Consider the following 20,840-nt stretch of genomic DNA (forward strand, 5'->3'; position numbering starts at 1 on the left):
TATGCTGAAGTCTCTCCTGAAGTATCTACCTGTCTCGTCAGTAAAAGTCAGTAGCGGTGAGAAATCTACTGCAACGCAATTGCTATCAGTCCAGTTACCGAACGGCTATCACGCGCCGGTGTCGGCCCGTGAACAGTTGGCAACACCACGACGTCGTCAATGTTTGCAAATGCTGTGGGATTATTCGTCACTGCCTAACGACATGTATCAGCAGTATTACCTGCAGCCACTTGAACACTGCGTCACTCTGATGCAGCAGTTCCCTGCAACGGAGAGCGATCATCATGCTTACCTGGGGGGGATGGTGGATCATCTGCTCGAAACGGTAGCCTATGCTGCCCGGCTATCAAAAAACTACCTGTTGCCTGTCGGGGCGCAACCGGAAGAGCAGGCCTCGCAGAGTGCCGCCTGGAACTCGGTGATTGTCTATGCAGCTATGCTCCAGTCACTCGACAGGTTGTGCCAGATTGAGGTTGAGCTGCAAAGTGGGCAGCGTTGGATACCGCTTAATTTTCTACCTGGCGAACCTTACCGTTTTCGTTTTACCCCTATGGCTGATACCGTGCAGGTTCAAAGTCTGAGCGCGATGTTGGCTTGGAAAATAATTCCTTATGAAGCACTGATCTGGTTGAGTACTTGGCCGAATGTGCTGAAAATCTTATCGTTGTATTTAACGGGGTTTCGACATGAGTCAGGGATAGTGAATACCATTGTGCTGGATGCTATTCGGGTTTCAGCGGGCTCATCATTTGAATCACCGGCAGAGCTTCCTGTGGATACAGCTAATGAACAGTTAATAATTACAGGATATGACGGCTCTGATATAAAACAAAATACTGTCCCAATAGCCCAGAATGAGAACTTTAATCTGGGATCTATTTTTCATCAATGGGTGAAAAAGAGTATTTTAGAACAATTAATTGCAGTTAATACAATTGACTCATCAGTATTTATCATTTCAGGTTATGTATTTATGAGATCGCCAACTATTTTTTATCAATTCATGGCGGAAAATAAGCAAACTTTAGGCGAACCTCCATGTGATTGGCGCATGGTGCAAAAACAATTTGAGAAGCTAAAACTCCATAAACGCCAAACCAATGGGGTGAATGTGTATTGTTGCGAAGAGAAAGAAGGGAGTAAATCCTTTAATGGCTACCTGATCCCTGTTGCCAAAATTTATGGTACCGTTTCACCTCCGGCGGATAGTCTATTAATGATTTTAAGACAATAGGTTTAGATGTTTCAGACAAAAGGATTTTTATAACTGCTATTTATATAAAGAGAGAGTAGGGGGGCATTCAGGAAGTGAATGGTTATCTTATTGCAATAACTAAATATTTCAATCCCGCAAGATAACCATTTTTAGGGAGCAACTAGCCGTACTAATATAATTATCCATTACTTTTTATCCTTTAGTCTGCGTTCAATTTCTGTTTGCATCGATGTAACTATAAATTGAGCTGTACTCTCATCAGCTTTCTTAACTGACTCCATTGCTTCTACTACATTGTGAGGAACTCGAGCTTTTAAGGCTTTTGATTTTGCATTTATGTTTCCGGTAGCCATAGCTTAGTTCCTAAAAATTTTAATCTAACTGACATAGGTTATAAAGTCATTGACGTGTGGCCCACCTTGATTTTATAGTGGACCACACCTTGACTCAGTCCAAGGTTTACTATTAGCGAAGCCCAGTAGTGCTACAACACTAGCCGGGCCTCTAACCATCACGTTAAAAGGACTAACGCTATGGCTGCACCAAAGTGTACTTATATCTTTGTAGCGATCAACCGTATTCAGACGAAAACAGCCCCTATTATGTTACGTGTAACGGCGACGGATGAGAAATCAGCGCGTCAACGCTTTGTTTCTGATTATGTTTTGTGTTTTGCTGGCCGCCTACCCGCATATAGGGGGTATCATGGAACAATATGAGCTTATCACGCCACTCATCCCTACATGTATCGATGTTGAATGCCAATGTAGGGCTTTGGCTTACGCAGCCTATCACATTGACCATATAGAAGTTCAAGAGCTTCTTTTATTTACTCTCATTGAGAAACAGCATCAATTAACAGCAATGTTAGAGGCAGAATATAAAGAGGCCAAGGGGAATGATATTGTTAATATGAATATATTGGGTCTGTAACTTTCAATTTATTAATGGTTACCCTATGTCTATCTATATAGAGTTATTTAACGTTATGATAGTCATGGGTAACCCATTAATATTGGTTGAACAAGGAAGTCAAAAATGAGCCATATAACATTTTAATTGCTCTTGGAAAAATATTTTTTCAGTAAATCTCTACGCCCTGCGACAGAATGGAGTTATCAGAAAGTTGTAAACTCGTTTGAACAATATACAACCAAACTTCCGCATGAAATTAGTGATCAAATTGTATTAGAATGGCGTCGGTATGTATTGAACGATTTGAGACTGGAACCGCGAACCTGGAATAATAAGGTAGCTCATCTTCGTGCATTATTTAATTTTGGTATGAAGAAAAAACTATTAAAACATGAGGAAAATCCATTTAATGGATCTGTGGTAAGAGCGGGTATTAAGAAAAAGAAAATTCTGACGTTAGGGCAAATGAATAGTCTCTATCTATTGATGAAACAATACTTTCAAAGAGAAAGGGATTTACCCGCGTCACATTGTTTTAATACCCGTAATCACGCGTTTTATCCTTCATGGTTTTGGCTTACGGTATTAGATGTTTTACGTTATACCGGTATGCGGCAAAATCAACTGCTGCATCTACGATTATGTGACATCAATTTAGATGAGCGGAGTATTGAGCTGAGGATCGCGGGTTCTAAGAATCACAAAGAGCACCGTGTACCAATAGTATCCGCGCTGTTCCCACAGTTGAAGCTACTGGTTAACAGAGCGCTAGATGCCGGTGCAGAACCACAAGATCAATTATTTAATGTTGGGCGATTTGATTTACGTCGTCGCGATAAATATCCGTTAGAAATGGATCAATATCCATTACGGGCATTTTTCCGACGTCTGTCCAAAGAATGCCGTTTTACTGTGAGCCCACACCGTTTCAGACACACTATTGCCACGCATATGATGAAATCCCCGGATAGGAACCTTCAGGCCGTCAAAAAGCTATTGGGGCATGTCAGCATCCAATCAACTCTTGAGTATATCGATGAAAACGTTGATAGCTTGCGGGATATTTTGGAAAAAGAGTTGATGTAACAGCTTGAGGCAAGGGCTCAGTGAGCCTTGCTGATTTGACACTAGAGGAAACTCTGTGTAACCATAACACGTAACAAAGCCCACTTAATTTAACAAGTGAGCTAATTGATTGCTAACTATTTTTACAATCCATATGACGAAATTATGAGGTATCGTATTCCTGTCTAATCACCTGCTTGTTAAGACTGATGTTCAGCCGTAGTAACAAACAAGCTTAAATAGTGGTGCCCGGACTCGGAATCGAACCAAGGACACGGGGATTTTCAATCCCCTGCTCTACCGACTGAGCTATCCGGGCAACGGGGCGCATTAAACCGTATTGGCGGCAAGCAGTCAATGAGTTTCTCTTATAAAGGCGATCGGTTGCTCTCTTTTCATGCAAAAATAGTGAGAAAACTGTTGAGCAGTTAATTTTTATAGCGCATGTGAATATTTCATCTGCTTGATTTATAGCTTTTTTATTTTTCAGTCTGTTAAATAACAATAGCTTAGATATTCACTAAAAGTGCATTTTTATTGACATGCAAGGTTGAACCGGCCAGCAAAACATGCAATTATTGCGAAAATTTAGCGTTACTATTCATCTCTCTAACCCATATCATTTGGATTACGTAAGCAGGAGGCGGTTATGACAGTAGTAGACTATTCAATGCATAATGAGCGCTTCTCATGCTATTTCTCCTGTTGTTCTGCTGTTAAGTTCCTTGTTACTTTCATGCGGTAAGGCTATCTGTCGCTCACTGTTAGATATTATTAAAAATAGAGTTAACTCTCTGATTTTACTGATGTCTATTGGTCGGAGCGAAGACCAGTTAACTCGTTATTATAGCTTCTATTTGAGCTGATTATCGTGTGCGTAATAGATATCAATTTGCCGGCATCACATAAAATCTGCACCTTATGCGATGCCATATACATGCCAAAATGGCAGCCTCATACCTGACCGTTTGAGAGTAAGTGACATGACACTATTAAAAATAGCAACAAGCGCTCGTTTGGCTTCTTATATAGAAAGCCAGCGGGGAATGGTATACCTCAATCAAACCGATTTTACTGATGTTGCCGCTGTCGTGATGTCGGTTGAAGATGCGAATGCCGGTATATTGTCAAAATTGCATGATCTGGGTTTTGCTATTCCTACTTTTGTTGCTGTCACGGCACAACAGACGGTTTCTGCTGATTATTTGCCCCTGATTAAGGGGATTATTACGCTCGGCGAGGCAAACAAAGCTTTTTACAATGCTCAGGTAGAAGCTGCTGCCAGTGAGTATCAAAAAAATCTATTACCGCCATTTTTCTCAACATTGAAAAAATATGTCGAGATGAATAATTCAACTTTTGCTTGCCCAGGGCATCAGGGCGGCGAGTTTTTCCGTAAGCATCCTGCCGGTCGCCAGTTTTTTGAATTTTATGGCGAGACCATTTTCCGTTCAGATATGTGCAATGCGGACGTTAAACTGGGTGATTTATTGATCCATGAAGGTGCTGCCAAGGATGCACAAAAATATGCGGCTAAGGTCTTCAATGCGGATAAAACTTATTTTGTTTTGAATGGTACGTCGGCTGCTAATAAGGTGGTAACTAACGCCTTATTGACTCGCGGTGATTTGGTTCTGTTCGATCGTAATAACCATAAATCTAACCATCATGGTGCGCTGATTCAGGCTGGGGCGACACCAATCTATTTGGAAACTGCCCGCAATCCGTTCGGTTTTATTGGTGGTATTGATGCTCATTGTTTTGACGAGCGTTATTTACGCCAGCAATTGCGTGAAGTTGCCCCCGAACGGGCAGAAGAGGAGCGGCCATTCAGATTGGCAATCATTCAGTTGGGTACCTACGATGGTACGGTGTATAACGCACGTCAGGTGGTTGATAGTATTGGCCATTTGTGTGATTACATTCTATTTGATTCTGCGTGGGTAGGTTACGAACAGTTTATTCCGATGATGAAGGATTTCTCACCGCTACTGCTGGATTTAAATGAAAATGATCCTGGGATTATCGTGACTCAGTCAGTGCACAAGCAGCAGGCTGGTTTCTCCCAAACCTCGCAGGTACATAAAAAAGATAATCATATCAAAGGGCAAAAACGGCACTGTAATCATAAACGTTTTAATAATGCATTTATGTTGCATGCTTCAACCAGCCCGTTCTACCCATTATTTGCCGCACTGGATATTAATGCCAAAATTCATTCTGGTGACAGTGGCCGCCGTATGTGGATGGATTGTGTCAAGTTGGGCATCGATACCCGTAAACTATTATTAGAACGCTGCTCTATGTTGCGGCCATTTATTCCTCCCACTGTCGGCGGTAAAAATTGGCAAGATTACGATACGGATATCATTGCTAATGACGCACGTTTCTTTAATTTTGTGCCTAATGAACGTTGGCATGGATTTGAAGGGTATAACCAAGACCAATATCTGGTTGATCCTTGTAAGTTATTACTGACGACACCGGGTATCGATGCCAACAGCGGCCAATATACTGAGTTTGGTGTTCCGGCAGCAATATTGGCTACCTTCCTGCGTGAGAATGGTATTGTGCCGGAAAAATGCGATCTGAATTCGATTCTGTTCTTGCTAACTCCGGCAGAAAATCCAGCAAAAATGGCGCATCTGGTTGATATGCTGGCTCAGTTTGAGCGCTACGTGGAGCAAGATGCTTTACTGTGTGATGTATTACCGACGATATATCGTAAGAATGAAGAGCGCTATCGCGGCTATACTTTACGCCAACTATGCCAAGAAATGCATGACCTCTATGTCAGCTATGATGTTAAACAACTGCAAAAGGATATGTTCCGCAAAGCCAGCTTCCCACCGGTGTTAATGAACCCGCAAGATGCCAATATCCAGTTTATCCGCGATAATATCGAGCTTGTCCCTATTGCCGAGGCTGAAGGGCGCATTGCTGCTGAAGGTGCACTACCTTATCCGCCGGGCGTATTGTGCGTGGTTCCGGGTGAAATGTGGGGTGGGGCGGTACAGCGTTATTTCCTGGCGTTGGAAGAGGGAATTAATTTATTGCCGGGCTTCTCGCCAGAATTACAGGGCGTTTATATCGAAAAAGGTGATGTAGAGTGGCGGCGTATCTTTGGTTATGTCATTACGCCGTAAACTGAGGTATTGATAGACAGCCGATGAAAGTATCGGCTGTCTAACAAAAAATCATTACAAATTAGGAATATCAGTAACCTAAATAGCGCGCGACTAAAACTGTACCGGAAATCAGCAATAGGATATTTATTAATCGAATAAGCTGGTCGCGGCTTATCCCTAAACTGATTTTATTGGCGATAGCCAAACCAACTAGCATCCCCGGCACCAGCAGTAGCACCATCCATAAAATAGATATATCCATATAGACCCCTGCCAGCGTAAATAAAATAACTCGCGTGAGGGTACTTAGGCCGATAAGCGTGGTCTGGGTGATCCGTAAATTATCTTTGCTAGCTATCCTGCCAGATAAATAAATAGCATAGATAAATCCGCCACTGCCAAACAACGCACTGAAGACACCGCCAATCAAGCCAAAAGGAATGGCTGCAACAGGTTTGAATTGCCCTTGTGGTTTACGCCGGCTGAGGGCATAAATGGCATAGAAAATAACAAATATGCCGAGCGCCAGTAGCAAAATATCGGGGCGAGTACGTAGCAGTAACGTCGCGCCGATCAGACTACCAATAATCATTAGTGGGACTAATCGCTTAAGTTCAGCAAGGTCGGCATGACGGCTATGGCGGGCCACATTGGTAATGGCTGCGAACATATCGACAATTGCCAATAATGGGACAATCTTAGCGACAGGAATAAATAGCGCCAATATCGGGCTGGCAATTAATGCAGAACCAAAACCTGTAATACCAAAGATTATATAAGCGATGACCATAGTGGAGAAGATTACCACCATTTCAAACAGGGTAAGTCCAAAGTCCATTTGCTCAATCTGCCGATAGTAGAGATAGAATGATTATCCATACTATAAACATTTTATTGCGAATGGTTGTTATTCAAATGTGCACTTTTGTCAGGCGATCACACTTTAGATATAAAAATGGCACAGGGGTTAGCTGTGCTATTCCAATTGTCCTTAAGAATTGACGTTGCAGATGATTTGCCAGCTACCTGCAACGCCAATTTCTTTGGCTATAAAATCCACTATCAACAAAATTAGTGGCGGCGATAGCTCTTCTGCGCGCTGTTCACTTTCACCAGATAACGGCGAGATTCACCAGAAGGGTGTTTAGTGGTCAGCGTTTGGAATACATCTCCAGGCGCCATATTGTTAATAATATTCACTGCCTGGATCTTATCGCTGGAGAATACCCGCAATACGCTACCTGCACCGCCGTTATAAGAGGTAATAACAGCATAACGCCGTGAGGTGGCATTCTGAATTCCGCCTAAATAGGTATTTTGCAGAATTGACAGATATGCAGTACCTGCATCAATATTATTTTCTGGATCAAACAGATAGCTACGGCTTGGTTGGCCACTTTTACCTTTCATTTTGAACACATCTCGCCCGGCAGTATGCTGCACAACTTGCATCAGGCCCAACGCATCAGAGCCGCTGACCGCATATGGGTTGAAGCTAGATTCTGTTTGCATAATTGCCAGGATCAATGACTCTTCGACGCCATAACGCTCCGCTGATTGGCGCACCAGTGGTAGGTATTTATGGGCGCGTTGATCCAGATGGTTAGGAACCAATTGCAAGGTGACCGACCAGATAACATGCAGGCCGGAAGTGCGTTTTTGCATTCTGGTTTGTAGCAGGTAATCAGCAAAATGGGCCGCACGCCATTCCCAGCGGATCGGCTGACCATTGTTATCTAGCACCTGCCCATAGAGGAACGGTTCTTTACTGATCTGAATATCGTTAACATCCGAATAGAGGTCGATAGAGCCGGGATCATCACCCATTAAAAGTGTGGTGATAATGGCCTGACGCAAGTGAGCCGCCGGATCTGTCGTGGCAATGGTTTCAACCGTAATCGTACCGGCATCGAAGTTGATATGGCTGCGGGTTTGATATTGATCCGTATACTTAACGTAATCTTTTGGCCCCGCGATTAAGACTTCTTTTAATCCCCAAATATTTTCAATGTTATGAGCAAATTGGCCCATTAAAATCTCAAAACCGTTGGTGTCTTTGACATAGGCTTCGTTTTCTGTTTGATTCTTATTGCCTGAGCAAGACACTAACAATGGTGCAATTACCAACAAAGCTAAAATTTTCTTCATCTTACAAGCCATATCTTGATGAGGCATAACAGCGGGGCCAGCGCAGACCCCGTGTGGTTACTTACTCGGTGGAGTATAACCTTCAATATGAACATCCTGCCCTTCGAACAGGAAGTTAACCATCTCCTGCTCTAGCAGTTTTCGGTCTTCCACATTCATCATGCTCAGTTTTTTCTCGTTAATCAGCATGGTTTGCTTGGTTATCCATTGTGACCAAGCCTCTTTTGATATTTCGTTATAGATACGTTTGCCGATTTCACCTGGATAGAGCTGAAAATCCTGCCCCTCAGCATCTGTTTTTAAAAAAGTGCAAAAAATCGTTCTGCTCATGCTAAATCCTCTTCTATGTTGCTATACCCTTCATACTTGAAGTTGCAGGGGGGTTAGCTATGTTGGTTACTCGGCTGTTTTGCCAACTGATGTAATAAACGTTCAACTGGGGCAGCCAATCCTACTGCGGGTGGTTGTGCTAAGTTATACCAGAGACCTGCACCATCATCCATGCATCCGCGGGATGATGCCGCATTCAACCACATCGGGACAATATCCAGATGGAAGTGACTGAAGGTATGACGAAAAGCAGTTAACTGCTGCAAGCCGCTGCTGGCAATACTCTGTTGCTGCAACCAACGCTCCAGTTCGGCTTGTTCAGCAAATTGTGGGAAGCAGAACAGCCCACCCCATAGACCTACTGGGGGCCGCTGTTCGAGCCATACCTGCGAGCCGTTTTGCATCAACAAAAAGTAAGCTGTTTTCTCTGGCAATGTCTGCTTGGGTTTTTTGCCAGGGTAGCGTGCCCAACTGTGATTAGCATAAGCCATACAACCGGTATTTAGTGGGCAAAGCTCACACTTGGGTTTAGAACGAGTGCAAACGGTGGCACCTAAATCCATCATCGCCTGATTAAACTGACCTACACCTTGGGCTGGCGTAACATCTTCACTGATTTGCCACAGGTGACCTTCGACTTCTTTTTTACCGGGCCATCCCTTAACCGCGTAACAACGGGCCAGCACTCGTTTGACGTTACCATCTAAAATAGGAAAATGTTTGCCTAACGAGAGCGACAAAATAGCCCCTGCGGTGGAGCGCCCAATCCCCGGCAATGCGAGAATCTCGTCAAAGGTAGTAGGGAACTCGCCTTGATGGCGTTCAACAACCGTTTGGGCGGCTTTATGCAGATTTCTGGCACGGGCGTAGTAACCCAGCCCGGTCCATAAATGCAGAACTTCATCCAACGGTGCCGCTGCCAGCGCGCGGATATCAGGGAAGCGCAACATAAAGCGTTGAAAATAGGGAATGACGGTCGCAACCTGAGTCTGTTGCAACATCACTTCTGATAACCATACCTGATAGGGTGTTTTATCCAATTGCCACGGCAAGGTTTTACGGCCAAAGCGTTGGTACCACTCAAGTACCTCGTGCGCGAATTGTTGCGCTTGCATCATAAGTTGGTACCAATATCCGGCAGGTAATGAATTAGGGCTGGATTGCAGCATAGAGTTCTCACCCTGTAAACCCCCTTCGTACTTGAATCTACAACTGTGTTAGCGGCACTCACCCACTCGAATCCGCACCCGAATCACTGACTTGAATCGGCCACTTTGGTTATATCTACGTTATTTACTGCTTAATTTTGTACTTATGACGCCCAGAGTTGATAAACTACCGTATCTTTGCATAATGCGCGTTCACATACGCAATCAACAGACAGAAAGCACCATGATAAATGACGTCATATCCCCGGAATTTGATGAAAACGGCCGAGTCATGCGCCGTATTCGTAGTTTTGTCCGTCGTCAGGGGCGGCTGACCAAAGGTCAACAACTGGCGCTAGATAGCTACTGGCCGGTGATGGGCGTGGAATATCAGGCAACGCCGGTTGACATAAACACCTTGTTTGGCCGCGAAGCTCCGGTGGTACTGGAAATTGGTTTCGGGATGGGGACTTCACTGGTGACTATGGCTGCCAGTAATCCACAGCAGAATTTTCTGGGAATAGAAGTACATTCTCCGGGAGTTGGTGCTTGTTTGGGGTCTGCTCACGAGGCTGGGCTAAGCAACTTGCGGATCATGTGCCATGATGCAGTTGAAGTGCTGGAAAATATGATTCCAGATGCTTCACTGGATATGGTACAGCTATTCTTCCCTGACCCATGGCACAAAGCACGCCATAATAAGCGTCGTATCGTCCAGACGCCTTTTGTTGAATTGGTGAGAAGTAAATTAAAAGTGGGGGGCGTGTTCCATATGGCGACCGACTGGCAACATTATGCGGAACATATGCTGGAAGTGATGTCAGGTGTAAACGGATACCGCAACCTTTCAGAACAGAATGATTATGTTCCTCGTCCGGATTCGCGTCCGCTGACAAAGTTTGAATTACGTGGCCAGCGTCTGGGACATGGCGTTTGGGATCTAATGTTTGAGAGGAAAGAATAATGGCTAACAATCGCAGTCGTCGTTTACGCAAGAAGATGCATATCGGCGAGTTTCAGGAATTGGGTTTTTCCGTACAATGGTCCTTCCCTGAAGGGACTGGTGTTGATGTAATTGATGAAACTGTCGATGCTTTTATCGATGAAGTCATTGAAGCAAATGGCCTGGCATTTGATGGTAGTGGCTACTTGCAGTGGGAAGGTCTGATTTGCCTGCAAGAGATCGGTCATTGCACTGATGAGCACCGTGCGTTGGTTACTAAATGGCTGGAAGCTCGTAAGTTGAAAAATGTAGAAACCAGTGAGCTGTTTGATATCTGGTGGGATTGATCTTCCAGTTTAACGGCAGATAATTAATAAGGGCGCCTAAGCAGGCGCCTTTGTTTTTATCGGGCACGGCTAGTGGAAACTGTTACTGGGTTCTATTGGGAGCATCTTTTTGGCAAAAATTTTAGAGGTAGCAACAATCTTAAATAATGCCTTGCTGGCAGACATCTTGCAGCAGGTTCGCCCGCTGATTGGTCAGGGGAAGGTTGCTGATTATATTCCAGCGTTGGCAGAGGTCTCGGCAGATAAGCTGGGTATTGCTGTGTGTACGTTGGATGGCGAGATTTTTCAAGCTGGGGATGCTGATGAGCGCTTCTCTATCCAATCGATTTCGAAAGTGTTAAGTCTGACTCTGGCATTATCCCGTTACGGTGAGCAAGAGGTGTGGCAGCGGGTGGGCAAAGAACCCTCCGGCCAACCCTTTAACTCATTGGTTCAGCTAGAGTTAGAAAAAGGTAAACCACGCAATCCTTTTATTAATCCAGGGGCGCTGGTGGTATGCGATATGTTACAAAGTCGCTTGAGTGCGCCGAAGCAGCGGATGTTGGAAGTGGTGCGCCAACTCGTGAGCGATGATAGCATCAGCTATGATCCTCGAGTGGCCCGCTCTGAGTTCGAACATTCAGATCGCAACGCGGCTATCGCTTATCTGATGAAGTCTTTTGATAATTTTGATAACGATGTACTGACGGTGCTTCAGACCTATTTTCACTACTGCGCTCTGCGTATGAGCTGTGTCGAACTGGCTCGCTGTTTTGTCTATCTGGCAAACCAGGGGCGCAGTATTGGTGGGCATAGCCCGCTGATTACGCCGATACAGGCACGGCAAATTAATGCCTTGATGATTACCAGTGGCATGTACGATGGGGCGGGCGAATTTGCCTTCCGCGTTGGTATGCCGGGCAAATCAGGGGTAGGTGGCGGCATTATCGCTATAGTGCCGGATGAGTTGTGTATTGCGGTGTGGTCACCAGAATTGGATCATGCGGGGAACTCTCTTGCCGGAACTGCTGCCTTAGAGCTATTGGCACAGCGGATTGGCCGCTCCATTTTTTAAAACAGCGCTTCAGGAGTCTTATGTTACATAAAATGAACGCATTACGAACGGCAGCTCTGGCGGTATTGATGCTGACTGCTGGACAGGTGCAAGCTGAATATCAGTGCAGTGTAAAACCGCAGGATGATGTGATCATCAGCCCGCAATCTGTGCGGATAGTGGGGGCCAGCGGTAATTTGCAGATTTCGCCGGATGGCGATGTTACCCGTAATGGTAAAACACTGACGCTGACTGATGCGCAGCGCCAACAGGCGTTCCGTTACCAGACTGCATTGCGCAAAGATTTGCCGTGGATAGATCAGGGCGCGCAGCAGCATCTTGAAAAAGCACGAGTTTCTTTGGATAAAGTGATTGTTCAGCAATTGGGGAGCAGCAGTAATGTGCGTAACCGGCTCACCACATTGAATGATCAACTCAAGCAACAGATGAACCGTATCATTGAGAAACGTAGCGATGGTTTAACCTTCCATCATCAGGCCATCGATCAGGTAGAAAAAGATGGTCGCCAGTTAGTGCAGCAAAGTATGGGCGGTGTGTTGCAAGATAGCTTGAACGAGATGGGGGTTAAGCAGGCGACCAGTGGTAGTAGCGGTAATAATCCGTTGCAAGCGATTATGGGCAATCTGGGTGGGTTACAACAGGCTATTCAGAACGAATGGAACAATCAGGAACAGGAGTTCCAGCAGTTTGGCCATGAAGTCTGTGGGCGGGTGACGACACTGGAACAGCAGCGTAAGGATTTATTTAAGGCGCTGAACTAAATCCTCCTTGAACTTGAAGCCGCAGGGGGGAGCTAAAGCAGGTTCAGGTTGTGGGCTTCACCTGAACCTGCTTTTTTACGCATCAAGTTTACAAAAACAGTTCTAGCAGTGAGTTAAGGAATAATTTTCCTTTCTCGGTAATCTGCCAGTACTCCTCTGTTTCGATTAAATATCCTTTGGCCAATGCCTCGTCTAACTGTGGGCGAATGGTGCTTTCAGCCAGACCAGTGAAGTGGTAGAAATCTGCACGCGGTGCGGCTTCTAATAACCGGAAACGGTTCATAAAGAACTCAAAAGGCCGGTCAGCCGTTTCCACTTCATACTGTTTATCCAGATATTTACCCTGCATAAAGCCACGAGGATGTTTGGTTTTTATCGTCCGTAAGATACGGCCATCGCTAAAAGTGACTTTACCGTGCGCCCCGCAACCAATGCCCAGATAATCACCAAAACGCCAGTAATTGAGGTTATGTTGACACTGGTAGCCTAGTTTGGCATAAGCCGAGGTTTCATATTGCTGATATCCGGCAGCAGTAAGTAATTGATGCCCCTGCTGGAAAATATCCCATAGTGCATCGTCATCTGGCAGAACCGGCGGGCGTGAACTGAAACCAGTATTAGGCTCAATCGTCAGTTGATACCAAGATAAATGCGGCGGATTCAGTGCGATAGCTTGGCGCAAATCGTCCAGCGCCTCTTCCAATGTTTGATCAGGCAAGCCGTGCATTAAATCCAGATTAAAACTACGTAAATTCAGTGAGGTTGCCAGCTCCGCGGCTCGTTTAGCTTCATCTGGCCCATGAATCCGCCCAAGACGCGTTAATTTCTGTGCGCTAAAGCTTTGTACGCCGATGGAGATACGGTTAATACCGGCGCGTTGATAGCCGCTGAAGCGGTCAGCCTCGACCGCGCCTGGGTTTGCTTCCATGGTGATTTCAGCATCGGCTGCAAGGGGGAGTCTGGCACGCACACCATCAAGCAGTTGTTGCATCGCTGCGGCGCTGAGTAAACTCGGGGTGCCCCCACCAATAAAAATAGTGCTGATTTCACGACCACTGGTCAGTGGTACGTCGGCATCAAGATCCGCTAATAAGTGTTCTACATATTCCTGATGAGGAACATCACCTTTCAGTGCATGAGAGTTAAAGTCACAGTAAGGGCACTTCTGCACACACCAGGGAATATGAATATAGAGACTGAGCGGCGGTAACTTAAGCATTACGTAGTGCATCCAACATCAGTTTCAGCGCCTGACCACGGTGTGATACTGCGTGCTTCTCTTCACGAGTTAATTCTGCGGCGGTTTTACTCAACGCCGGGATGTAGAAAATAGGATCATAACCAAATCCAGCCGCACCAGCAGGTTGATGGGCAATCACACCCGGCCATTGGCCGTGAAATACTAAAGGTGTTGGGTCTTCTGCATGGCGCATGTAAACCAGCACGCAGTGGAATTGGGCGCTGCGTTTTGCATCGGGGACATCTTTCAACGCCACTAGCAGTTTTTCGAGGTTATCTTGATCACTGGCATCAGTACCCGCGAAGCGTGCGGAGTAAATTCCTGGCGCGCCACCTAGCGCATCAACAGCAAGGCCTGAGTCATCTGCGATAGCCGGTAAACCGGTAATTTGTGCGGCATGGCGCGCTTTTAATATGGCATTTTCGATAAAAGTTAAGCCAGTTTCATCGGCGGATTCTACGCCTAGTTCGGTTTGTGCGACGACATCCAAACCAAAATCGGCCAGCAAATTTGCCAACTCACGCACTTTGCCGGGGTTACCGGTGGCTAATACTATTTTTTGCATGGAGGGGATCCTGAATTTTATTAGAGCTGACAGTTATTCTTGCGGGAAGTCCCATCACTCGAGCAGTGCCGCAACTTCTGGTGGGATCTGTTGCGGGTTAACAATTTTGATCTGTTTGTGCCGCCCCAGTTCACCTTTTTCGATAACTACCTGACTTTTGGCTACCCGAAATTGTTTAGCGATAAACTTGATCAAATGGGTATTAGCTTGACCATCTACGGGCGGGGCGGTAATGGCGACTTTTAGTTCATCGCCATGTAACCCGACTATCTGATCACGGCTGGCTTTGGGCTGAATATATAGCCTCAAAACCAGCCCGTCCAGCAAGGGTGTTACTGCACTCACAACATAACCCAAAGCTCGCCTAGCATATCCATACCTAAGAAGTTGATCAGATACAGGATAAGAATAACGATCATCGCCGAAAAATCGATACCACCCATGGCCGGTAAGATGCGGCGAATCGGAGCCATTAAAGGCTCAGTCAACTGATACAGCAGATAGTCCATCGGACTGCGGCCCTGACTCACCCAACTCATCAATGCACGGATAATCATCACCCAGAAAATCAGGTAACCCGCAGCTTTAAACAGTGCGATAACACCAAACAGCAGATTATAAGGGTTGAGTGAGATTGCACCGCTACCAATCAGCAGCAACAGTGGGAACTTGATGGTCATCAGCAAGTATGCCAGCAGCAGTGATGCGCTGTCGATTGGCCCCATTGAAGGAATAATCCGACGCAGTGGGCCAACAATCGGCTGGGTGATTTTCACCACAAATTGTGAGAATGGGTTATAGAAATCGCTGTGAACCCACTGCATCCAGATACGCAACAGCAGTACCATCACATACAGGTCAATGACCGTTTTGGCCAAAAAAGTCAGCGTTAGCATGAGTTGCTTTAGTCCTTATCCTTAATTTTGGATATACGCAAATAGAGATTCTATCACGTACTTTATACACCCCTATCTTAACGAGAAAGCAATAAGGGTAGTGTCGGATTTTGTAAATTTTGTCGTGGTTAGAACAGCTTTTCCATTTCTTTCGCTCGTTTGATAGTGGCTTGCATGGCGCTAGCAACAGTTGCGGATAAATGCTGCTCGTTAAATACCCTAATTGCCTCGGCTGTAGTCCCTCCTTTCGAGGTTACCTGCTCCCGCAGCGCCGAGAGTGGCAATTGCGGGTTCGCTTCCACGAGTGCAGTCGCTCCAGAGGCGGCTTGTTGTACCAGCAGGCGTGCGGTTTCACTATCAAAACCTAACCGTTCGGCTTCCTGTTGCATTGCTTCCATAAACAGGAAGAAATAGGCTGGTGCACTGCCTGCTGCAGCAATAACGTTGTTAATGTCGTCCTCGTCATTCACCCAACAGACTTTACCCACTGCCTTCATCAGCGAAGCGGTAAAGTTGCGATCGTTTTGCGAAACCTGCTCCGGTGCATATAGGCCACTCATCCCTTTACCCACCAGCGATGGGGTATTAGGCATAATACGCACCAAATTGAGTTTATCCCCCAAGAGCGCATAGAAACGTGAGACCTGAACACCCGCAGCAATGGAAAGTACCAGTTTGTCAGTGAAATCGACATTGTTTCGCAATGCCTGGCATACATCGGCCATTAATTGCGGTTTAACCGCTAAAACGACCACCCCGGCTTTTTGTGCCTGAGCGTTATTATCATCACTACTGATGACACCAAATTCAGCGGCCAGAGCATCACGATTTTTAGCGGAAGGCGCGCAAACGCTGATCATTTTAGCGGGATAACCACCGGCAACCAAACCCGCGATAATTGCGCGTGCCATATTGCCAGCGCCAATGAATGTTATGTTGCGATGTTGCATCAATTTCTCCTATGCCCTTGGTACTTAAAGCCGCAGCCCGAAGGTGTTAATTAACATTAGCGGCTCTGACGCCAATGACTTTGGGGGTTAAGCGCGGGTACCAAAAATGGCAGTACCAATACGCACTAATGTACTTCCGGCACTAATAGCGGCCGCCATATCATCTGTCATGCCCATAGAAAGCGTATCTATCTGAGGGTAGCTGGCTTTTAAAGTCAAGAAAGCCTGATTCATTTGTTCAAATACAACCAGTTGCCGCTGGTAATCGCTTTCCGGTGCAGGAATAGCCATCAACCCCCTTAAGCTCAGGTTAGGCAGTTCGCTAATACTGGCTGCTAATGCGGGTAGCTCTGTTAAGGCAATCCCTGACTTACTTTGCTCATCACTGATATTGACCTGAATCAGTATATTCAGCGCGGCCATCGCTGCCGGGCGCTGAGTGCTTAGGCGCTGGGCTATCTTTAGCCGATCGACGGTATGGCACCAGGCAAAATTTTCTGCCACTAACCGGCTTTTATTGGATTGCAGCGGGCCAATAAAGTGCCATTCAAGATCGGTACTATGGGCGTTATTGGCAAAATAGTGGATTTTATCGACCCCTTCCTGCACATAGTTTTCGCCAAAAGCATATTGCCCAGCCGCGATGGCTTCTTCGATAGCGCTCACAGGTTTGGTTTTACTGACTGCAAGCAATGTCACTTCTTGTGGAGAGCGTGCGCAATTGTGTGCAACTGTTGCGATCCGCGCTCTGACATCCTGTAGATTCTGCTCAATTGTGCTCATATGGACCCAGGAGTTTGATATGGATTTCACCGGTCTGGATGATAAAGACACCGACCTGGATAACCCTGTATTTAGCGGTGGCACAGCTAAATGCATTGATTTAGAAAGTCCTGAACATACCGATGATGTCTTTGACGAACAGGACTTCGCAAATAAGGTGGCGGCTAGTGTAAATCATAACGCATCGGATCTGCACCTTTGTACCGATTATCATCCGGTATTACGTATCGATGGTGCACTGAAAACCTTCACGCATTGGCCACGGGTGAGTGCCAACTGGCTCAATAAGTTCTGTCGGCATTTATTAAGTGAGGAGCAATATCGTCGATTGTGGCAAATGGGGCAGGTGGACTGCGCTTACACAACAGTTACCGGGCAAAGGCTACGGGCTAATATTTTTCAGCAGCAGCAGGGGCAATCGGTAGCTTTTCGTATTATCTCTGCGGCTTGCCCATCACTGGAGGAATTGGATGTCCCACCGATTATTCACCAACTCATTGAGCAAGAGAATGGGTTGATTTTGGTTACCGGTGCAACGGGCAGTGGCAAGTCCACGACATTAAGCGCGATGATTAGTGCCATCAATCAGCATCAGGCGCGTCATATCATTACGCTTGAAGATCCGATTGAGTTTGTCCATAGCAGCCTTTCATGTTTGATCCAGCAGCGGGAACTGGGGAGCCATACCCCATCTTTTAGTCATGCCTTAACTGGGGCGCTGCGTCAGGATCCCGATATTATTTTGTTGGGTGAGTTACGTGATCTGGATACGATTCGTTTAGCCCTAACCGCCGCTGAAACGGGGCATTTGGTGCTAGCTACGTTACATACTCGCACTGCAACACAGGCAATTGATCGGTTGGTAGATGTTTTCCCTGCGGCAGAGAAAGCCACTATTCAGGCACAATTGGCAGCCAGTTTGCGTGCCGTTATCGCACAAAAATTGTGTCATAAGGTGGGCGGTGGGCGCATAGCTGTATTCGAGATCCTGACACAAACCACGGCAGTCAGTCATTTGATTCGCGAAGGTAAAACCTATCAGCTAGCGAATGTGATACAAGCTGGTGCGCAATGGGGGATGCAAACTTTTGAGCAAGGGATGGCACAGCGGGAGGAACAGGGCGTATTGGCTGAGCACCATATTAGTCAATTAAGATAGAGCCGCTAACACCGCCACGGCTCCAAGTACGAAGGGTAATTATGCTGAAGGGATCTGCTGAGTAATACAGTGAATATTCCCCCCACCGAGCAGGATCTCTCGGGCGGGAACACCGGTAATGGCAAAGTCTGGGAACATCTGTTGCAACAGATCTTGCGCCAGCCCATCGGTGCGCTCATCCAACAACGGGTAAATAATTTGTTGGTTACTGATCAAAAAGTTGACGTAAGAGCCAGCCAGTCGTTCACCTGCAGTACGCGGAACTGCATCACTGGATAGCACGTCGAAAGTCTCTTCTTCGGTGTTATACAACGGGCCGGGAGCGGGTAGTTTCCAGATTTTTAGCTTGCGGCCTTTGGCATCAACCGCGTTGGATAACACATCAAAAGCAGCAACTGATCGTGCGTACTGTGGATCCTGTTGATCGTCGGTCCAATGTAGAGCAACTTCACCTGGGCGAACAAAGCAGCACATATTGTCGATATGACCATCAGTTTCATCGTTATAAACGCCATCTTGCAACCAGATGAAGTGTGTAACACCCAGGTATTCACGCAATAACTGTTCAATCTGCGCTTGATTCAGATGCGGATTGCGGTTTGGATTCAGTAAACATTCAGCGGTGGTTAGCAGAGTACCTTCACCATCGGTGTGAATCGACCCACCTTCTAATACCAGAGGGGCGCTGTAATGGGCATTATGCAGGAAGTCACTTACCTGAACGGCAACTTTCTCATCTTGTTGCCAGTTGGCATACAGGCCACCGTTAAGGCCGCCCCATGCGTTGAATTGCCAATCCACCGCACGGCGTTCACCGCTACCGTTAATCACCATTGTCGGGCCGGTGTCACGCATCCAGGCATCATCACTGGCCATTTCGACCAGTGTTACGTTAGCTGGCAGGGTTGCTTTAGCCTGAGCCATAAATTCGGCGGGCACGCCCATAAATACGGGGGTTGTGCCGCTGATGGCCGCAGCGACTTTGGCAAACGTCTGCTGAGCGGGAGCCCCCTTGCCACGCCAGTTATCTTGACGATATGGCCACAGCATCCAGACCGCATCCTGCTTTGCCCATTCGGCAGGCATAAAGAAGCCATCCTGTTGCGGTGTGCCGGGTAGGGCTTGTGAAGCTGAAACTTGTAACATCGCGTCTTGTGCAGACATAAATTATCTCCGGGTCTTGCCGTCAGAAGTCGCTAAAGCCTGATACATTTCCGGGCGGCGATCGCGGAACAAGCCCCATGAAGCGCGCTGTGCCGCAATCTCTTGCAAATCAAACTCATGCACCAAAACAGCTTCGTCTGTTTTGTTAGCCTGAGCCAGCAGAGCGCCAGTTTGGTCAGCGATGAACGAAGACCCGTAGAAGGTCATTTCCAGGCCCGCTATAAATTTACTTTTCTCGGTACCGATACGGTTAGACGCAATTACGGGTACCAGATTTGCAGCGGCGTGGCCCTGCTGCACTCGGGTCCAGTGTGGTTGGCTATCGATTTCAGGATAGGCCGGTTCGGAGCCAATTGCGGTCGGGTAGAAGATAATTTCCGCACCAAGCAGTGCCAGACTACGGGCCGTTTCTGGGAACCATTGATCCCAACAGATGCCGACGCCAACTTTGGCATAACGAGTTTGCCAGACTTTAAAACCGGTATCGCCCGGAATAAAGAATTGTTTTTCCTGATAAGCCGGGCCGTTAGGGATATGGGTTTTACGATACACATCCAGCACTGAGCCATCAGCATCAATCATAACCAGCGAGTTATAATAAGCGTTGTTGGCTTTCTCAAAGAAGCTCAGCGGTAACACCACTTCCAGCTCGGCGGCCAGTTTGGCGAAGTGCTTAATTAACGGGCTATTATCCAGCTCTTGGGCCAGTGCATAGTGTTCCGGGCTTTGATCAATACAGAAATAAGGTGCGGCAAACAGCTCCTGAATCAGGATGATCTGTGCGCCTTTGGCGTGCGCTTGACGCACCAGTTTCTCAGCATTTTCAATGTTCTTAGGCAGGTCCCAAGAGCAAGCCATTTGAGTCGCAGCAACAGTCACTTTTGTCATGAGAAAACCTCAATAAATGTAAAAAACACCCGCATGGGGTGTGCAATATTTTGAGCCGCTGATTGGCATAGGTTCAGTATACAATCCTGTGGGCGCAGGTGTCACGATATGCGGGGGATTGTCAAACCAGACGGTGGAAA

The 20,840-nt window shown here is 46.5% G+C and carries 23 protein-coding genes and 1 tRNA gene; 10 read left to right on the forward strand and 14 right to left on the reverse strand.

Going from position 1 to position 20,840, the window contains the following annotated elements:
• The first annotated feature begins 1 nt into the window (after nt 1).
• Complete coding sequence (locus EL015_RS03840) at nt 2-1,234, forward strand: TraI domain-containing protein (RefSeq protein ID WP_005192582.1); 1,233 nt, start codon at nt 2-4, stop codon at nt 1,232-1,234.
• A gap of 167 nt (nt 1,235-1,401) precedes the next feature.
• Here the strand turns inward: EL015_RS03840 and EL015_RS03845 are convergent, their stop codons facing one another.
• Nucleotides 1,402-1,569, reverse strand: a complete 168-nt coding sequence (locus EL015_RS03845) for a YlcI/YnfO family protein (RefSeq protein WP_005157167.1) — start codon at nt 1,567-1,569, stop codon at nt 1,402-1,404.
• 249 nt (nt 1,570-1,818) lie between these two features.
• Between EL015_RS03845 and EL015_RS22145 the strand changes: the two genes are divergently transcribed.
• The 3 genes from EL015_RS22145 to EL015_RS03860 all read left to right on the forward strand — a co-directional run bounded on the left by EL015_RS22145 (nt 1,819) and on the right by EL015_RS03860 (nt 3,217).
• Nucleotides 1,819-1,935 carry a host cell division inhibitor Icd-like protein gene (locus tag EL015_RS22145; RefSeq protein WP_390899773.1) on the forward strand — a complete coding sequence of 39 codons (117 nt, stop codon included), beginning with the start codon at nt 1,819-1,821 and terminating at the stop codon, nt 1,933-1,935.
• Nucleotides 1,922-2,149 carry a hypothetical protein gene (locus EL015_RS03855; RefSeq protein ID WP_005173658.1) on the forward strand — a complete coding sequence of 76 codons (228 nt, stop codon included), beginning with the start codon at nt 1,922-1,924 and terminating at the stop codon, nt 2,147-2,149. The genes EL015_RS22145 and EL015_RS03855 overlap by 14 nt, the downstream gene beginning before the upstream one ends.
• A gap of 126 nt (nt 2,150-2,275) precedes the next feature.
• Nucleotides 2,276-3,217, forward strand: coding sequence for a tyrosine-type recombinase/integrase (locus tag EL015_RS03860; RefSeq protein ID WP_032907940.1), 942 nt, complete (start codon nt 2,276-2,278; stop codon nt 3,215-3,217).
• Nucleotides 3,218-3,439: 222 nt separating this feature from the next.
• Here EL015_RS03860 and EL015_RS03865 read toward each other — a convergent pair.
• A tRNA-Phe gene (locus tag EL015_RS03865) sits at nt 3,440-3,515 on the reverse strand.
• A gap of 664 nt (nt 3,516-4,179) precedes the next feature.
• On the opposite strand from EL015_RS03865, the gene speF reads away from it, so the two are divergent.
• Complete coding sequence (speF, locus tag EL015_RS03870) at nt 4,180-6,342, forward strand: ornithine decarboxylase SpeF (RefSeq protein ID WP_005192575.1); 2,163 nt, start codon at nt 4,180-4,182, stop codon at nt 6,340-6,342.
• A gap of 70 nt (nt 6,343-6,412) precedes the next feature.
• Here speF and EL015_RS03875 read toward each other — a convergent pair whose 3' ends face one another.
• The 4 genes from EL015_RS03875 to mutY form a co-directional block, all read right to left on the reverse strand.
• The gene (locus EL015_RS03875; protein WP_032907939.1) at nt 6,413-7,162 is read right to left on the reverse strand and encodes a sulfite exporter TauE/SafE family protein; all 750 of its coding nucleotides are present in this window, start codon (nt 7,160-7,162) and stop codon (nt 6,413-6,415) included.
• Nucleotides 7,163-7,395: 233 nt separating this feature from the next.
• Nucleotides 7,396-8,472: a membrane-bound lytic murein transglycosylase MltC gene (gene mltC / locus EL015_RS03880; protein WP_032907938.1), complete on the reverse strand. Its 1,077-nt coding sequence runs from the start codon at nt 8,470-8,472 to the stop codon at nt 7,396-7,398.
• Between the two features lie 57 nt (nt 8,473-8,529).
• Nucleotides 8,530-8,802, reverse strand: coding sequence for an oxidative damage protection protein (locus EL015_RS03885; protein ID WP_005192570.1), 273 nt, complete (start codon nt 8,800-8,802; stop codon nt 8,530-8,532).
• 53 nt (nt 8,803-8,855) lie between these two features.
• Entirely contained in the window at nt 8,856-9,971 is a 1,116-nt protein-coding gene (gene mutY / locus EL015_RS03890) for an A/G-specific adenine glycosylase (RefSeq protein WP_005192568.1), read from the reverse strand.
• Between the two features lie 223 nt (nt 9,972-10,194).
• Here mutY and trmB point away from each other — a divergent pair, with 223 nt between their 5' ends.
• The 4 genes from trmB (at nt 10,195) to EL015_RS03910 (ending at nt 13,055) form a co-directional block, all read left to right on the forward strand.
• Nucleotides 10,195-10,914, forward strand: coding sequence for a tRNA (guanosine(46)-N7)-methyltransferase TrmB (trmB, locus tag EL015_RS03895; protein ID WP_005192556.1), 720 nt, complete (start codon nt 10,195-10,197; stop codon nt 10,912-10,914).
• Nucleotides 10,914-11,240 (forward strand): YggL family protein, encoded by a 327-nt coding sequence (locus tag EL015_RS03900; RefSeq protein WP_032907936.1) that lies wholly within the window; start codon nt 10,914-10,916, stop codon nt 11,238-11,240. Before trmB ends, EL015_RS03900 begins: the two co-directional genes overlap by 1 nt.
• Nucleotides 11,241-11,349: 109 nt before the next feature.
• The gene (gene glsB, locus EL015_RS03905) at nt 11,350-12,294 is read left to right on the forward strand and encodes a glutaminase B (protein WP_005192553.1); all 945 of its coding nucleotides are present in this window, start codon (nt 11,350-11,352) and stop codon (nt 12,292-12,294) included.
• A 20-nt stretch (nt 12,295-12,314) separates the two neighbouring features.
• Nucleotides 12,315-13,055, forward strand: coding sequence for a YggN family protein (locus EL015_RS03910; RefSeq protein WP_005192550.1), 741 nt, complete (start codon nt 12,315-12,317; stop codon nt 13,053-13,055).
• An 88-nt stretch (nt 13,056-13,143) separates the two neighbouring features.
• Here EL015_RS03910 and hemW read toward each other — a convergent pair whose 3' ends face one another.
• The 6 genes from hemW to EL015_RS03940 form a co-directional block, all read right to left on the reverse strand.
• Nucleotides 13,144-14,274: a radical SAM family heme chaperone HemW gene (hemW, locus tag EL015_RS03915; protein WP_032907934.1), complete on the reverse strand. Its 1,131-nt coding sequence runs from the start codon at nt 14,272-14,274 to the stop codon at nt 13,144-13,146.
• A complete protein-coding gene (locus tag EL015_RS03920) occupies nt 14,267-14,860 on the reverse strand; it encodes an XTP/dITP diphosphatase (RefSeq protein WP_005192535.1) in 594 nt (197 codons plus the stop codon). The genes hemW and EL015_RS03920 overlap by 8 nt, the downstream gene beginning before the upstream one ends.
• 54 nt (nt 14,861-14,914) lie before the next feature.
• On the reverse strand, nt 14,915-15,205 hold the full coding sequence (gene yggU, locus EL015_RS03925; protein ID WP_032907933.1) for a DUF167 family protein YggU: 291 nt from the start codon (nt 15,203-15,205) through the stop codon (nt 14,915-14,917).
• On the reverse strand, nt 15,202-15,756 hold the full coding sequence (locus tag EL015_RS03930; protein WP_005192533.1) for a YggT family protein: 555 nt from the start codon (nt 15,754-15,756) through the stop codon (nt 15,202-15,204). The genes yggU and EL015_RS03930 overlap by 4 nt, the downstream gene beginning before the upstream one ends.
• A 128-nt stretch (nt 15,757-15,884) precedes the next feature.
• Nucleotides 15,885-16,706: a pyrroline-5-carboxylate reductase gene (proC, locus tag EL015_RS03935; RefSeq protein WP_005192532.1), complete on the reverse strand. Its 822-nt coding sequence runs from the start codon at nt 16,704-16,706 to the stop codon at nt 15,885-15,887.
• Nucleotides 16,707-16,793: 87 nt separating this feature from the next.
• Complete coding sequence (locus EL015_RS03940) at nt 16,794-17,489, reverse strand: YggS family pyridoxal phosphate-dependent enzyme (protein ID WP_032907931.1); 696 nt, start codon at nt 17,487-17,489, stop codon at nt 16,794-16,796.
• Between the two features lie 19 nt (nt 17,490-17,508).
• On the opposite strand from EL015_RS03940, the gene EL015_RS03945 reads away from it, so the two are divergent.
• Nucleotides 17,509-18,648: a type IV pilus twitching motility protein PilT gene (locus EL015_RS03945; RefSeq protein ID WP_005192530.1), complete on the forward strand. Its 1,140-nt coding sequence runs from the start codon at nt 17,509-17,511 to the stop codon at nt 18,646-18,648.
• Between the two features lie 39 nt (nt 18,649-18,687).
• On the opposite strand, the gene aguA is transcribed toward EL015_RS03945, so the two are convergent.
• Nucleotides 18,688-19,812 carry an agmatine deiminase gene (aguA, locus tag EL015_RS03950; protein ID WP_005192515.1) on the reverse strand — a complete coding sequence of 375 codons (1,125 nt, stop codon included), beginning with the start codon at nt 19,810-19,812 and terminating at the stop codon, nt 18,688-18,690.
• A 3-nt stretch (nt 19,813-19,815) separates the two neighbouring features.
• Complete coding sequence (gene aguB / locus EL015_RS03955) at nt 19,816-20,700, reverse strand: N-carbamoylputrescine amidase (RefSeq protein ID WP_005192514.1); 885 nt, start codon at nt 20,698-20,700, stop codon at nt 19,816-19,818.
• Nucleotides 20,701-20,840: the final 140 nt, after the last annotated feature.

Source organism: Yersinia intermedia (assembly GCF_900635455.1).
Classification (GTDB): Bacteria; Pseudomonadota; Gammaproteobacteria; order Enterobacterales; family Enterobacteriaceae; genus Yersinia; species Yersinia intermedia.